The following is a 14,325-nucleotide window of genomic DNA, read 5'->3' on the forward strand; positions in this document are numbered from 1 at the left end:
TGCCATCAATCTAAAGGCGGGATGGTTTATAGTTATCATCGTCTGGCCATATTAAATGGCGCCATTTGATGATAAAGGGAGTTATCTGGACAAGTCGTCAGACTCCTTCGTGCAGTGGCGATAACAAGGAGTTGTCCCTATGACAGAAACGGCATTGTTGCTCATCAATTCATGTGCCGTACTGGAAAGCCTGCTGGAACAAGGCGAGTGGCAGGTGGAGCAGGCAAGCTCCCTGGTGGTGGCAGAGAAAAAACTGCAGGAAAAGGACTATCCCCTGGTGCTGGTGGTGATCGAGCATCAGCAGCACGAAGCCCTCTACAACCTGATTGCGCAGCACTCCGGCGCCTTGTGGATCGGCCTCATCCAGCGGGACTGTCTCGCCAGCGAAGCCCTTCGCAATTTGCTGGCAGCCTGTTTTCATGATTTTCACACCTTTCCCCTGGACAGAGACAGGCTCTCCCACAGCCTGGGACATGCCCTGGGGATGGCGCGCCTCATCCGGCGACACCGCCCCCGACTGCAACCCCAGCTTCGTTTCATCCAGGGGGAGAGCGCCCCCATCCGCCAGTTGCGCGACCAGATCGTGCGGTTGCAGCATTGCCGCCTGCCCGTACTGGTGACGGGACCGAGCGGTACGGGCAAGGAGCTGGTGGCCCGGGAGCTGCACTACAGCACGTTCGGGGAGGAGAGCCCTTTCGTGGCGGTCAATTGCGGGGCCATGCCCCATCAGCTCATCCAGTCCGAGCTGTTCGGCCACGTCAAGGGGGCCTTCACCGGGGCACAGCACCACAAGATAGGCAAGATAGAGGCCGCCGATGGCGGCACCCTGTTTCTCGACGAGATAGGGGAGTTGCCACTGGAGGATCAGGCAACCCTGCTGCGCTTCTTGCAGGAGCAGTGCATAGAGGCGGTGGGCAGCCACCTGACGCGTCGTGTGGATGTGCGGATCATCGCGGCCACCAATATCGATGTGGAGCAGGCGGTGGCCAGCGGCGGATTTCGCATGGATCTCTACTACCGGCTCAACGTGGTGCGCCTGCGCACCCCGGCCTTGTGCGAGCGGGCGGAAGACATCCAGCTCCTTGCCGATGACATTCTGGCGGAAGTGCGGGGCGGGCGGGTGCTCAGCTTCACCCGCAAGGCGCGCCAGGCCATGCAGTCCTATGGCTGGCCGGGGAATGTGAGGGAGCTGCGCAACCGGGTTCAGCGGGCGGTGGTCATGTGCAGCGGCCCCTTCATCGAAGCCGATGACATGGAGCTGACCAACATGGACAGCCTGCTGCTCGACGGCTCGCTCAAGGCGGTGCGCGAAGCGGCGGAGCGTCAGGCCTTGCAACGGACGCTGGCCCGCTTCCCCGATCAGCTCGAGGAGGTGGCCCGCACGCTCGACATCTCCCGGGCCACCCTCTATCGCCTGCTGGACAAGCACGATCTGCTGTGAGGGGACGGCAGTATCGCCCCGTCATGCAAAAAGCCCGGGCAGCAGGCCCGGGCTTCTTGTCTGGCCCCGTCGTGGGGACTCGTTACTTCCGATGAGCTTCAGGCCATCTCCATGGCGAGGTGACAGAGTCGCCGCGCAGCCTCCTCCTCGCTCTTGACCACCTGATGCACGCCGCGCACGCGCAGATGATGCACCTCCTCGTGCTGGTGGGCACAGGCGGCGATGCGCATCAGGGCGCCGTATTCCTGCGCCCTGATGGCTATCTCACCGGCCAGCAGGCTGTCATCCAGGGTGATCAGCAGCCAGCTGGCGTTGGGCAGCGCCGCCGTCAGCAGATCCTGCTGGATGGGATGGCCCGCCAGACAGGTGATCCCCATGGCGCGCCAGGGGGCCAGCAGTCGCTCGTCGGTGTCGATCACCACCATCTCCCTGCCTTGTTCATGCAACTGCCGAATGAGGTGCTGGCCTATCTCGTCGGCGCCCACTACCACCACATGGCCCTGCAAGGGGCAGAGGTGAGGTGACTCATCGGTGCGTGGCTCGGGATGGCGCCTCAGCCAACGCTCTACCTGGTTGAAGACCAGCGGATTGAGCACGATGGAGAAACAGGCGCCGACCAGCACCAGATCCCGGGCGACCCCGGGGACCAGTTCGAGCATGACCCCGAGACCCATCAGGATGAAGGAGAACTCACCCACCTGGGCCAGGCTGGCGGAGATGGTCAGCGCCGTGCGCTGGCTGTGGCCAAAGAGCCGCACGATGGCGAAGGCGGCCACGGATTTGCCGATCACGATGACGAACAGGGTGGCCAGCACGGCCAGGGGCTCGCGCAGCAGGATGACGGGGTCGAACAGCATGCCCACGGAGACGAAGAAGAGCACGGCGAAGGCGTCCTGCAGGGGCAGAGTGTCGTTGGCCGCCTTGTGGCTCAGATGGGAGCTGTTCATCACGACGCCGGCGAAGAAGGCGCCGAGGGCAAAGGAGACGCCAAACAGCTTGACGGCGCCAAAAGCGATGCCCAGAGAACAGGAGAGGACGGCCAGGGTGAACAGCTCGCGGGAGCCGGTGGCGGCGGTGCGGGCCAGCAGCCAGGGGATGAGGCGGCGTCCGCCGATGACCATCAGGGCGATGAAGGCAGCCACCTTGGCCAGGGTCAGGCCGATATCCGCCATCACCTGGGCCGGGGTCAGTGCCTCGCCCCCTTGCTGCAGGTTGGCGAGGATGGGGAGCAGTACCAGGGCCAGCACCATCACCAGATCCTCCACGATGAGCCAGCCGATGGCGATGCGTCCCTCGTTGGTGTCGAGCTGGCCGCGACTCTCCAGGGCGCGCAGCAGCACCACGGTACTGGCGGTGGAGAGGGCCAGGCCAAACACCAGGCCGGCGGTCACGGTCCAGTCGAGCAGTTGGGAGAGGCCAAGGCCGAGCAGGGTCGCAAGGGTTATCTGGACGATGGCTCCCGGGATGGCGATGTGTTTCACCGACAGCAGGTCTTTCACGGAAAAGTGCAGGCCGACACCAAACATCAGCAGGATGACGCCGATTTCGGCCAGCTCGGGGGCGAGCCGCAGGTCGGCGACATAGCCCGGCGTAAAGGGGCCGCATACCACGCCGGCCGCGAGGTAGCCCACCATGGGGGAGATGCGCAGGCGGCTTGCCAGCATGCCGAAGAGGTAGGCCAGCACGAGGCCGCCTACCAGGGTGGTGATAAGGGGGAGTGAGTGGTCCATGTCGTCACCTCGCTAATGGCAGTCAGGGGCTACCAGATCACCCGAAGGCGAAGAGGGCAGCTGTCAATGAGCAGGGGGCGAAAGAGACAGAAGTTGGCCGTATCAAGGGGAAATCTTGAGGGCAACAGATGCCGTTTCTATTAAAAAGTAATGCATTTATATGCCATGAGCAACACTGTTCCAGTTTTTGCGTTGATTTTGATGAAAAGCATCTTTAATGCATTGCAATTGGGTGAAATGAGTGTGCAGTTAAAGAAAAATTGGCAGGAATAATCAATCGATGATGATATTGGGAGGCAAGGGAGAACAGCTATGAGCACACGGCATGGAGGAGGCGGGCCTCCTCCATGGTGAACGAGGGTGCTGAAGGGGCATCACTCTCCCCTGGCGACCCCCTCACGTCTGGGGTCTGCGGCCCCCAGCCAGCCGTCGGCATGGCGCTGGACGCCCTGCAGCCCGGAGGTCTGCTCGTTAAGCAGGACCTCATGCCCTCTGGCTTTGAGCCCCTGTACCACGGCGTCGGGCGTGCGCCCCTGCTCCAGCTCGGTGGGGCCGTTGCGACTGCCGAAATTGGGCAGGTTGATGGCCTGCTGCAGGTTGAGCCCCCAATCCTGGGTGCCGAGCAGCGCCTTGCCCACGTAGTTGATGATGGCCGAGCCTCCCGGGGAGCCCAGGCTCATCTCGAGCTCGCCGCTTGCCTTGTCAAACACCAGCAGGGGAGACATGGAGGAGCGGGGGCGCTTGCCGGGCTCCACCCGGTTGGCCACCGGCAGGCCGGCGGCGTCCACCGAGGTGAAGGAGAAGTCGGTGAGCTGGTTGTTCAGCAGGTAGCCGTTGACCATCAGCCGCGAGCCGAAGCCATCCTCGATGGAGCTGGTCATGGCCACCGCCATGCCGCTCTTGTCCACGATGGAGATGTGGCTGGTGGAGGGCAGCTCCGGGGTGGCGTCCCGGCCCCTGGCCAGCGCCCGTGGCGGGTTGCCGGGCTGGGCGACGCCCATGGAGCGGTTGCCGATAAGGTGCCCCCGCTGCGCCAGATAGCCCTTGTCCAGCAGGCCTGTCACCGGCACGTCGACGACGTCGCCGTCGGCCACATACTGGTTGCGATCGGCGAAGGCGAGGCGTGCCGCCTCGCTGTAGAGGTGAATGGCCTCGCTGGAGGCGGCCAGTTGACCCTGCTCCCCCTGTACCGGTTTGAGGGCGGCCATGTCCCGGCTCTCCAGCATGCCGAAGATCTGGCCGAGGGCCAGGGTGCCGGAGGAGGGGGTCGGGAAGCCGCAGATCTCGCTCTGGCGATAGTCAAAGCAGAGCCCGTCCCGCAGCTTGGCCTGGTAGCTGGCGAGATCGGCGGCGCTCAGCACCCCGGGGTTGGTCGGGTGGGCGTGCACCTTGGCCACCATGGCCTCGGCCAGCGGGCCGCGATAGAAGGCGTCGGGGCCGTCGCTTGCCAGGGTACGCAGCACCCTGGCCAGGGCCGGGTTGGTGAGCCGGGTACCTGCCGTCTTGGGAGTGCCGTCCGCCTGATAGAAGTAGGCACGGGCGTCCGGATCCCCGGCCAGATAGGGATCTTTTGCCAGCAGGGTGGCGAGGCGGGGGCTTATCACGAACCCTTGCTCCGCGAGGGTGATGGCGGGTTCGAACAGCGTGGCCCAGGGCAGCTTGCCATAGCGCTCGTGGGCCAGGGCCAGGGCGCGCACCGTGCCGGGGGCGCCGACGGAGCGCCCACCCACCACCCCCTCATAGAAGGCCATGGGTTTGCCCTCCTTCATGAAGAGCTGATCGGTGGCAGCGGCGGGGGCTGTTTCCCGGCCATCCACCGCCGCCACCTGCTTGCCGTCCCACACCAGCATGAGGGAGCCGCCGCCGATGCCCGAGGATTGAGGTTCCACCAGGGTCAATACCAGCTGGACGGCGATGGCTGCATCGATGGCGCTGCCCCCCGCCTTGATGATCTGGTAGCCCGCGTCCACCGCCAGCGGGTTGGCCGCCGCCACCATGAAGTCACGGCCCTGCCAGCCCGGTTTGTCAATCCAGCCGCTGGCCGCCTCCGGGGCGATCAGGGTCTGGGGAGGAGGGACATAGTGAAAGCCATCCTGGGAGGCGCAGCCGCCAAGCAGGCCGAGGGCGACCAGCAGGCCGAGGGGTTTGAGGGACATGACAGGCTCCTTGTCGGTTTCTTGTTCACCTGCCGAAATGTGTCACACTTGGAGCTTGATTAAAAGTTTGTCTTAATACTCATATGGTTACAAAACTATCAAGGAGGCGCTCATGACACACCGGGGGACTCTGGCGAAACCTTGCATGGCGGGGCTGCTCTGCCTGTTGCTGACGGCCTGCGGGGAGCCGACCTTCAGACCGCTGGCCCAGGGGGAGACCCTGCTCGCCTTCGGGGACAGTCTGACCGAGGGGCGCGGGGTGAGCCCGTCCCAAAGCTACCCCAGCGTGCTGGCGAACCTGAGCGGCCATCCCGTGGTCAATGGCGGGGTGTCCGGAGAGCTGAGCCAGGCCGGTAGGGCCCGCCTGCCCGGGTTGCTGGCCCGGCACAGACCCGCTCTGGTCATCCTGCTGGAGGGGGGCAACGACATCCTGCGTGGCAGCGGGGAGGCGGCCCTCAAGGCCAATCTCGCCGCCATGATAGAGGCGGTGCAGGGGAGCGGGGCCCAGATCCTGCTTGTCGGGGTGCCCCGAAAATCCCTGTTTGCCGATGGCGCTCCCCTCTACGAGGAGCTGGCAGAGCAGTACGGGCTGGTGCTGGACAACGACAGCATCGGCGAGTTGCTGCGAGACCCGGCCCTGAAGTCCGATACGGTGCATTTCAATGCCGAGGGTTACCGCACCCTGGCGCAGCGACTTCATCGACTGTTGCAGGAAAGGGGGGCACTCTAGCGAGGTGCCATGCTGCCGGGGCAGTTCGCCATGCTGCTAAAGCCTATGGGGTCAGGAGATTGCGCGGCGGGAGGGCGACGGCGCTACTCCAGAGGCGTCCAGCCCGTGGCGACAATGCCCGAAGACATGAAAAAACCGCCGTGAAGGCGGTTTTTGGCAATCAGGCTGAGCCAATTTGCTTAGATGGACTGCTCTTCACCACCCAGGGCGGCAAACAGGGCCGGGATGAACTGGGAGAGCTCGGCGGTGACCAGGGCGAAGTCGGCATCCAGGCGGGCGGCGGGATCTTCACTGGTGACGTCGTCGTTCTGCTCGCGCAGCTCTTCGCTGAACTTGAGGCGCTTGATGGAGAGATCGTCCCCCAGCACGAAGCTCAGGGTTTCGCCCCAGTTGAGGGCCAGCTTGGTCACCAGCTTGTCGTTGGCCAGGTGGTTCTTGATCTCCTCGCTCATCAGATCCTGCTGCTTGCAGCGGATGATGCCGCCGTGCTCCATGGCGCTGCGCAGCTCGGCTTCGTCCTCCAGGGTGAAGGCGGCGGGCAGGTTGCCCTCGTTGAGCCACTCGGTCATGGTGATCTCGGGCGGGTTCTTGAGGGCCACCGGCACTACCGGCAGGGAGCCGATGGATTTGCGCAAGAGCGCCAGCAGATCGTCCGCCTTCTTGGCGGAGCCTGCATCCACCACCATCAGGTTGTCGGCAGGGTTTATCCAGGCGAAGGTCTGGCTGGTGCGGCTGAAGGCGCGAGGCAGCAGGGTGTGCATGATCTCCTCTTTCAGCGCCTCCTTCTCTTTCTTCTTGAGGGCGCGACCCTGCTCGAATTCAATGGCCTCTACCTTCTCCGCCAGCATCTCCTTGACCACGGTGCCGGGCAGCATCTTCTCTTCCTTGCGAGCGCACAGCAGGATGTGGCCAGAGGCGGCGTGGGTCAGGGTGGAGCCGAATTTGCCAAGGGGCTTGACCCACCCGAACCGGGAGATGTCCTGACTGCCGCAGGGGGTGAAGGCGCAGGCTTCCAGCTGGGTTTCCAGCTGCTCAACGGTCAGGTCGAAGGGGCGGGTAAAGCGGTAAATCTGCAGGTTTTTAAACCACATGGCGTCCTCGGTCTCTAGATTGTCCGGCGGGCATTGTACTAGAGAGGCGCTTTGTGATCAGCCAATCATTCTCGCTAAATAAAGGGCGATCGACCTCACAGGGCCCCACCTTGATTCCCCGGGCGCGGGCCCAACTCCCCTAGACTGCGAGTGTTCACATTGCTGACAAGGAGGCGACCATGTTGAGACAGAGTCGGCCGGAAGACATGGAAGAGATCGTCGAAATCTGGCTCCTGGCCTCCCTGCAGGCCCACGATTTCGTCGATGCCTCCTGCTGGTGGCAGGCTCAGGAGGAGCTGCGTACCCGCTACCTCGATCACGCCCGCATCTGGGTGTTCGAGGAGCGAGGGGACCTGCTCGGCTTCATGGCGCTGGTGGATGATTACCTGGCTGCACTCTTCGTGCGCCCCGATAGGCAGGGGCGGGGGGTGGGGCACGCCCTGTTGCAGGAAGCCAGATCCAGATGTGCCGAGCTGCATACCCGGGTCTTCGTGGAGAACGAGCCGGCGGTGCGTTTCTACCGCCGCCACGGCTTTGAAATCGGGGGGGAGGTGTCCGATCCCCTCACCGGTCATCTTCAGTACCAGATGCATTACCAAGCCGTCTGAATCTGACGTCTGGGGTTGCCCCGGTTGAAAACGGGGGGCACCATCCTCATCTTGTCTCCATCCCGGGGCGCCTTCGCCCCCGCTCTCTTCTCCTTATCGAGCCGTTTTCCATGAAGATCCTGCACACCGCCGACTGGCACCTCGGTCATCAGCTTCACGGCCACGACCGCCGCTTCGAACACGACGCCTTCCTCGACTGGCTGGCCGACACCATCAAGACCCGCGACATCGACGCCCTGCTGGTGGCGGGCGATCTGTTCGACACCGCCAACCCTCCCGCCAGTGCCTGGCAGCAGCTCTACCGCTTCCTGGCACGGCTGCGGGCCGAGCACCCGGCACTGGAGATGGTGCTCATCGGCGGCAACCACGACTCCCCCTCCAAGCTGGATGCCCCCCACGAGCTGCTGCGCGCCTTCGACCTGCATCTGGTGGGCAGCATCAGCCGGGACGACGAGGGGCGCCTCGAGACCGAGCGCCTGCTGGTGCCGCTGCGAGGCAAGAACGGCGAGGTGGCCGCCTGGTGCGCCGCCGTGCCGTTTCTGCGCAGCAGCGATCTGCGCCCGGAAGGGCTCAGGGAGGGGCAGGACAGACTCATCGAAGGGGTGCGCCAGGTCTATGAGGCGGTGCTGAGCGAGGGGCGGGCGCGCTGCAATCCGAATCAGGCCCTCATCGCCATGGGCCACGCCTATCTGGCGGCGGGCCAGCTCTCCGAGCTTTCCGAGCGGCGGGTGCTTGGCGGCAACCAGCATGCCCTGCCTGCCGAGCTGTTTGCCGCTGCCGACTACACGGCGCTAGGTCACCTGCACCTGGCCCAGAGTCCGGCTGAGGGGGTGCACTACAGCGGCTCGCCGCTGCCGCTCTCGCTGGCCGAGGCGAATTACAACCATCAGGTGCTGGAGGTGACGTTTGAGAGGGGCAAACTGGCCCGCCTTGAGCGGATCCCGGTGCCCCGCGCGGTGGAGATGATCCGCCTGCCCCAGAGCGGCCTTGACGAGGCGCTCAAGGCCATCGAGGCGCTGGCGCTGCACCCTTGCCCGCAGCAGGCGCAGCCCTTCCTCGAGGTGCGGCTGCTGCTGCCCAAACCCGAGGCCCGCATCCGCGAGCGCGTGCTGGCCGCCATCGGCGACAAGCCGGTGCGCCTTGCCCGCATCACGACCAGTTATCAAGGCTCGGGCCAGGGGCTGGCGGATGGTGCCGGCCAGCGCCGGCTCGATGAGCTCTCCCCCACCGAGGTGTTTCGCCTCTGCTATCAGCGTCAGTTCGACGGGGAGCCGGAGGCCGAGCTGGTGGCGTCGTTTGAAGAGATCCTGGAGCAAGTGAAGGAGGCCAGCCAATGAAAATCTTGTCGCTGTCAGGGGAGAATCTGGCCAGCCTGACCGGCCCCTTTACCATCGATTTTGCTGGCGGCGCCCTGGGGGCCGCCGGCCTGTTTGCCATCACCGGCAATACCGGCGCCGGAAAGAGCACCCTGCTCGATGCCATCTGTCTGGCGCTCTACGACGAGATGCCGCGCTTTATCGCCAATCGCAAGAACGTCGCCGAAGTGGGCCGCATGGATGACGAGGAGAAACTCAAGGCCAACGACGTGCGCGGTATCCTCAGCCGCGGCCACGCCAGCGGTTTTGCCGAGGTGCAGTTTCGCGGCTGTGACGGCCGCATCTGGCTGGCCCGCTGGGCGGTGCGCCGGGCGCGCAACCGCGCCGAGGGGCGCTTTCAGGCCCAGGAGCGCAGCCTGACCGACGTGGCGTCGGGCCAGGTGTTCAGTGGTAGCAAGCGGGAGCTGCAGGATCGCATCGACGAGCTGGTGGGGCTCTCCTGGGAGCAGTTTCGCCGCGCCGTCATCCTGCCCCAGGGGGAGTTTGCCGCCTTCCTCAAGTCGAGCGCCGACGAGCGTTCGGCCCTGCTCGAACGGATGACCGGCACTGAGCTCTACTCCGCCATTTCGGTCCAGACCCATGAGCGGGCGCGGGAGGAGCAGCAGAAACTGGCCGCCATCAGCCAGCGGCTCGGTGACGTGGCGTTGATGGACGAGGCGACCCGCGAGCAGTGGGTGAGCCAGCAGATAAGCCTCGCCACCAGCCTCAAACACGAGCAGCAGCAACAGCAACTGATGCAGGACTTGCGGGATCTCAACGGCCGCATTGCTGCGCAGTTGCAGGCCTGTCAGGAGGGAGAGGCGGCCCTTGCCGCGGCGGAGGCGGCCCACGGTGCGGCCGCTCCCGAGCGGGAGGAGTTCGCCCGCGCCGAGCAGGCCCAGGTGGCCCGCGCCGATCACGACGAGCTGGCTCGCCTCACCCTGGAGGTGCAGCAGCAGGAGAAGGCACTGGCCGAGCTTGGCCCCGAACTTGGCAAGCTGGAGGAGCAGACCCAGCAGAGTGCCCTCACCGAACAGCAACTGCTGGCGGAGAAGATCGCCGCCGAGCGCGAGTGGGGAGCCCTGCAACCCGAACTCAAACGGGCGCAGGAGCTCGACACCCGCATTCGGGAAAAGCAGCAGCAACTGCAGAAGATCCAGCAGGAGGGGTCGCAGGAGCGGGAGGTGCAGCTCACCCTGGAACAGGGCTGGCGCCAGCAGCGCCAGCAGGTGGAGCAGCTCAAGGCCCAGCACCTGCAGTGGGGCGCCTGGCTTGAGGAGCACAAGGAGCTGGCGCCGGTGGCCCGCCAGTGGCAGCCGCTGCTCACTGCCATGCAGGATTGGGCCGAGGATGCCGACAGGCTGCAGCAACTGCTCACCCTGCGCGAGCACAAGCTGCGCGTCCTCAGGCAGTTGCAGCGCCAGCTGGATCAGGGGCAGCAGGAGCGCGACTACTGGCAGCGCGAGCAGGAGCGGCTGCAGCAGCAACAGCACGAGCTGCAGGAACAGCAGTGGGAGGGGCGTCTGGCCAAGGCGCAGGAGCAGTGGCAAGGGCAGACCGAGCAGCTCAGCCAGCTGCGTCAGCTGTTGGAGCTGGCGGACTATGGCCGCAATCACGGTGAGCAGCATGGTCGCCTGCAGCAGGAGATCGCCCAGCTGGAGCAGGCGCTCGGCAAGCTGGCCATCCTCGGCGACGAGCTGACGCCGGCCCGCGAGCGGCTCGCCCTGCAACGGGACGAGGCACGCCACGCGCTGGAGCAGTCCCGTGCCATCGCCAGTTTCGAGCAGCATCGCCATATCCTGCGCGACGGTGAACCTTGCCCGCTCTGCGGCGCCGAGGAGCACCCCTATCACCAGAGTCAGCCACAGGTGGCGGGCATTCTGGGGCAGCTGGCGGAGCGCGCCCGCGGCCTGGAGCTTGAGTGGGAGCGGCTCAATCACCAATACATTCAGTGCGAGAGTGAACGCCAGGAGCTGGCCCGCCAGCTGGCAGTGCGTCAGCAGCATCTACCTGAGCTGGAGATGCGTGCCGAACAGCTGACCCAGCGTTGGCAGCAGCTGGGCGGTGCCGAGCTGCTGGGCCATCCGCTGCCGCTGCGTCAGAGCCCGATCGAGTGGAACGAGTTGATGAGTACCCTGCTCGGCCGCGGCCAGAGTCTGGAGCAGGGGCTGGCCCGCAGCCAGCAGCAACTGCGCGAGGCCCAGCAGGGGCAGCAGCAGTTGCAGGCCGTGCGCCAGCAGCTGAGCCAGCTGGCCAGCCAGCACCAGCAGTTCGAGCAGCAGTGGCAGGAGGCCGACCGCCAGCGCATCGCTCTGGAAGGGGAGGTGAATGCGATGGGCGAGCAGGAAACGACCCTGCGCCAGCGCCTTGAACAGGGGGGCAGCCGGCTCGACGAGCAGATGGGAGGCCAGCCCTGGCGTCAGTGGCTGGGCAGCCAGCAGTGGCGCGAGTGGCAGCGGGCCTGCGAGGCCTGGCTGCACGGCCAGAGCGAGTGGGAGCGGCTGACCGGCGAGATTGCCAGCCTCACCCCGGCCCTGAGTGCTCAGGAGGCGCGCTTGCAGACCCAGCGTGAGCTGCTGCACAAGCTCGAGCGCGACTACAAGGAACATGAACAGCAACGGCAGGGGCTGGTTACCAGCCGCGCTGCCTGTCTGGGGGGGGAGGAGATTGCCCTGGTCGAGAGCCGCTGGCAGCAGCGGCTGCAGCAACTGGCCAGCGAGCTGGAGACGATGCAGGGGGCGGCCCGCACCCTGCGCGAGCGCCAGACCGAGCTCAAGACCCGTCTCAGCCATCTGGAGCAGGAGAAGCAGGTGAGCAGCCGGCGGCGACGGGAGGTGCTGGGGCGCTGGGCTGCCCACGCCAGCAGCCTCGGCATCGCCGAATATGATCTGCGCCGCCTGCTGGCCATGAGCCCGGATGAGCTCAAGGGGCGCCGCGCCGCCTTGCAGGCGCTGGAGGATGCCCGCGCCGAGGCGCGTACCCGTTTGACCGAGCGGCAGCGGGCGCTGGCACTGGAGGAGAGCAAGCGGGATCGTTACCGCGAGCATCACCCCGAGCTGGCCGCGTTGGCGCCGCCGGAGCTCGACAGCCGGCTGACGGCGCTGGAGGCGCACTGCCGCGCTCTCGACGAGCAGCTGTTCCAGTGCAAGAGCACGCTGGCCCAGGCCGAGGCGGCGGCCCTCAAGGCGGGCTCCCTGCAGGAGGAACTGGCCGCCCAGCAGGCGGTGGCGGATCACTGGCAGCGCCTCTCCGACCTTATCGGCTCGGCCAGCGGCGCCAAGCTGCGCACCTTCGCCCAGAGCCTCACCCTGGAGCGGCTGCTGCTGGAGGCCAACGCCCAGCTCGCCGAGCTCTCCCCCCGCTATCGGCTGGAGCGAGTGCCCGGCACCGATCTGGCGCTGCAGGTGGTGGATCTCGACATGGGGGATGAGGTGCGTTCGGTGGACTCTCTCTCCGGCGGTGAAAGCTTTCTGGTGTCGCTGGCGCTGGCGCTGGCCCTATCCAGCCTGTCGTCGCGCCAGACCCAGGTCGAATCGCTGTTCATCGACGAAGGCTTTGGCACCCTGGATCCCGACAGCCTGGATCTGGCGCTTGCCAGCCTCGATTCCCTGCAGGCGGCCGGTCGCCAGATCGGGGTCATCTCCCACGTGCAGACCCTGGTGGAGCGGATCGGTGTGCAGGTGCGGGTGGAGGCCCTCGGTGGCGGTGAAAGCCGGGTGGTGTTGCCCGGCTGACGACGTGTCGCCCATGACCCTCCATGAACAAAAAGGCCCCTGTCACAGGGCAATGCTGATCAGTTAAGGATCCATTGACCGATCCTTCTGCTGTAGGACAATCCGGAACCAATCACTGGTTCCGGATTTTTTATGTCTATTGCAAACGATCTGAACGATGTTGTTGAGGCATCTGGCGACATGCTGGCTCGGCTGGCCATTTTTGCCGACCATATTCCCGACGAATGGATTACTGCCGCTGCCGCCTTGTCTGAAAAGGCCACTATCCGCCGACGCCGCTTACCTTCTGATATGGTCTTGTGGCTCGTCGTGGGGATGGCCTTTTTCCGCAATGAGCCTATCTCCGAGGTCGCTCGGCGCCTCAACATCTGTGCAGAAGGGTTGGCCAATGATGCCTTGCTCGCGGACAGTGCCCTGTCTCAGGCCCGTCAGCGACTCGGCAAACAGCCGCTCGAGTGGCTGTTCAAACAGTGCGCCGATGTGTGGGGGCGGGAACGTTATCCTGAAGACCATTGGCACGGTTTACAGGTCTTTGCCATCGATGGGGCCCTGTTCCGAACCCAGGATATGCCTGAACTCAGAGCACATTTCGGCTCGGGTAACACCTCAACCAACCGGCAGACACCCTACCCGATGCTGCGGTTGGTCACGCTCATGAATGTCCGCTCGCATGTCATTGCCAACGCGGCCATCAGCCCGTACCGCAAAGGGGAAATCCCCCTGGCCAGCGAGTTCATTCACTCATTGCCGGACAAGTCAGTGACCCTGCTGGATAAAGGCTTCTTCGGTGCCGACCTGTTGCTGCGTATTCAGGCCGAAGACACCGACCGTCACTGGCTCATCCCGGAACGCAACGGGCTGGTATACACGGAACTTGAGCGCTATGGCGACGGTGACCGTCTGTTGCAAATGACGGTCTCGCCTCAGGCTCGCAAGAAAAACCCGGCGTTGCCGACACACTGGCAAGTTCGCGCAGTGACCTATGAGGTGGCAGGCAAGGAGAAAACGGTCTTTACCTCCCTGCCCGTGGCGCGATTCAGCGCAGCTCAGGTGGCGACCCTGTACCACGAGCGCTGGGAAATCGAGCTGGGATACCGGGATATCAAAAGCGCGATGCAGCACAACGCCATCACGCTGAGAAGCAAGAAAGTGGACTTGGTCTATCAGGAGCTGTGGGGATTGCTGCTTGGATACAATCTGGTCAGGCGGGAGGCCAGCCAGGCCGCCGTAGCCCATCAGCGAGCGCCCAATGAGGTGAGCTTTAAGTTTGCCTGTCAGTTCATCGCGAACCAGATGGCAGTGATGGCGGGCGCGTTATCGCCAGCCCATACGCCACGGAGGTTGGCGGAGTTGCGGGGCTGCATAGGCGTCATGTTCATAGAAAAACGCCCCAGGCCATCGAGACCCAGGGCGGTGAAGATATCAAAGACCCGTTTTCCGGTAAATCGCAATGCGGCTCCGCTTAAGTGAACAGCATTGC

9 protein-coding genes are annotated in these 14,325 nt (G+C 64.9%); 6 read left to right on the plus strand and 3 right to left on the minus strand.

Features of this window, described 5'->3' with window-relative positions; translation table 11 throughout:
* The first annotated feature begins 139 nt into the window (after positions 1-139).
* Positions 140-1,441 carry a sigma-54 dependent transcriptional regulator gene (locus tag AB5Y64_RS12585; protein WP_010673560.1) on the plus strand — a complete coding sequence of 434 codons (1,302 nt, stop codon included), beginning with the start codon at positions 140-142 and terminating at the stop codon, positions 1,439-1,441.
* A gap of 98 nt (positions 1,442-1,539) precedes the next feature.
* Here the strand turns inward: AB5Y64_RS12585 and ybaL are convergent, their stop codons facing one another.
* Together ybaL and ggt are read right to left on the minus strand one after the other, a co-directional pair.
* Positions 1,540-3,171 carry a YbaL family putative K(+) efflux transporter gene (gene ybaL / locus AB5Y64_RS12590; protein ID WP_201996264.1) on the minus strand — a complete coding sequence of 544 codons (1,632 nt, stop codon included), beginning with the start codon at positions 3,169-3,171 and terminating at the stop codon, positions 1,540-1,542.
* A gap of 374 nt (positions 3,172-3,545) precedes the next feature.
* Positions 3,546-5,327: a gamma-glutamyltransferase gene (gene ggt / locus AB5Y64_RS12595; protein ID WP_368203920.1), complete on the minus strand. Its 1,782-nt coding sequence runs from the start codon at positions 5,325-5,327 to the stop codon at positions 3,546-3,548.
* 112 nt (positions 5,328-5,439) lie between these two features.
* Between ggt and AB5Y64_RS12600 the strand changes: the two genes are divergently transcribed.
* Positions 5,440-6,057: an arylesterase gene (locus AB5Y64_RS12600; RefSeq protein ID WP_103244482.1), complete on the plus strand. Its 618-nt coding sequence runs from the start codon at positions 5,440-5,442 to the stop codon at positions 6,055-6,057.
* Positions 6,058-6,236: 179 nt separating this feature from the next.
* On the opposite strand, the gene rdgC is transcribed toward AB5Y64_RS12600, so the two are convergent.
* Positions 6,237-7,148, minus strand: a complete 912-nt coding sequence (rdgC, locus tag AB5Y64_RS12605) for a recombination-associated protein RdgC (RefSeq protein WP_010673564.1) — start codon at positions 7,146-7,148, stop codon at positions 6,237-6,239.
* A 179-nt stretch (positions 7,149-7,327) separates the two neighbouring features.
* Here rdgC and AB5Y64_RS12610 point away from each other — a divergent pair, with 179 nt between their 5' ends.
* From AB5Y64_RS12610 to AB5Y64_RS12625, 4 genes are all read left to right on the plus strand, one after another.
* Positions 7,328-7,756 carry a GNAT family N-acetyltransferase gene (locus AB5Y64_RS12610; protein ID WP_128345195.1) on the plus strand — a complete coding sequence of 143 codons (429 nt, stop codon included), beginning with the start codon at positions 7,328-7,330 and terminating at the stop codon, positions 7,754-7,756.
* A gap of 110 nt (positions 7,757-7,866) precedes the next feature.
* Positions 7,867-9,093 (plus strand): exonuclease SbcCD subunit D C-terminal domain-containing protein, encoded by a 1,227-nt coding sequence (locus AB5Y64_RS12615; RefSeq protein ID WP_368203922.1) that lies wholly within the window; start codon positions 7,867-7,869, stop codon positions 9,091-9,093.
* On the plus strand, positions 9,090-12,845 hold the full coding sequence (locus AB5Y64_RS12620; protein WP_368203925.1) for an AAA family ATPase: 3,756 nt from the start codon (positions 9,090-9,092) through the stop codon (positions 12,843-12,845). The genes AB5Y64_RS12615 and AB5Y64_RS12620 overlap by 4 nt, the downstream gene beginning before the upstream one ends.
* A 132-nt stretch (positions 12,846-12,977) precedes the next feature.
* The gene (locus AB5Y64_RS12625) at positions 12,978-14,315 is read left to right on the plus strand and encodes an IS4-like element ISAeme15 family transposase (RefSeq protein ID WP_102948249.1); all 1,338 of its coding nucleotides are present in this window, start codon (positions 12,978-12,980) and stop codon (positions 14,313-14,315) included.
* Positions 14,316-14,325 lie beyond the last annotated feature (10 nt).

Source organism: Aeromonas sp. R5-1 (assembly GCF_040908265.1).
GTDB classification, from domain to species: domain Bacteria; phylum Pseudomonadota; class Gammaproteobacteria; order Enterobacterales; family Aeromonadaceae; genus Aeromonas; species Aeromonas caviae.

Excerpts from the sequence above, each read along its gene's own strand:
- AB5Y64_RS12585 (WP_010673560.1), top strand. The coding sequence starts at position 140 with ATGACAGAAACGGCATTGTTGCTCATCAATTCATGTGCCGTACTGGAA.
- ybaL (WP_201996264.1), bottom strand. The coding sequence starts at position 3,171 with ATGGACCACTCACTCCCCCTTATCACCACCCTGGTAGGCGGCCTCGTG.
- ggt (WP_368203920.1), bottom strand. The coding sequence starts at position 5,327 with ATGTCCCTCAAACCCCTCGGCCTGCTGGTCGCCCTCGGCCTGCTTGGC.
- AB5Y64_RS12600 (WP_103244482.1), top strand. The coding sequence starts at position 5,440 with ATGACACACCGGGGGACTCTGGCGAAACCTTGCATGGCGGGGCTGCTC.
- rdgC (WP_010673564.1), bottom strand. The coding sequence starts at position 7,148 with ATGTGGTTTAAAAACCTGCAGATTTACCGCTTTACCCGCCCCTTCGAC.
- AB5Y64_RS12610 (WP_128345195.1), top strand. The coding sequence starts at position 7,328 with ATGTTGAGACAGAGTCGGCCGGAAGACATGGAAGAGATCGTCGAAATC.
- AB5Y64_RS12615 (WP_368203922.1), top strand. The coding sequence starts at position 7,867 with ATGAAGATCCTGCACACCGCCGACTGGCACCTCGGTCATCAGCTTCAC.
- AB5Y64_RS12620 (WP_368203925.1), top strand. The coding sequence starts at position 9,090 with ATGAAAATCTTGTCGCTGTCAGGGGAGAATCTGGCCAGCCTGACCGGC.
- AB5Y64_RS12625 (WP_102948249.1), top strand. The coding sequence starts at position 12,978 with ATGTCTATTGCAAACGATCTGAACGATGTTGTTGAGGCATCTGGCGAC.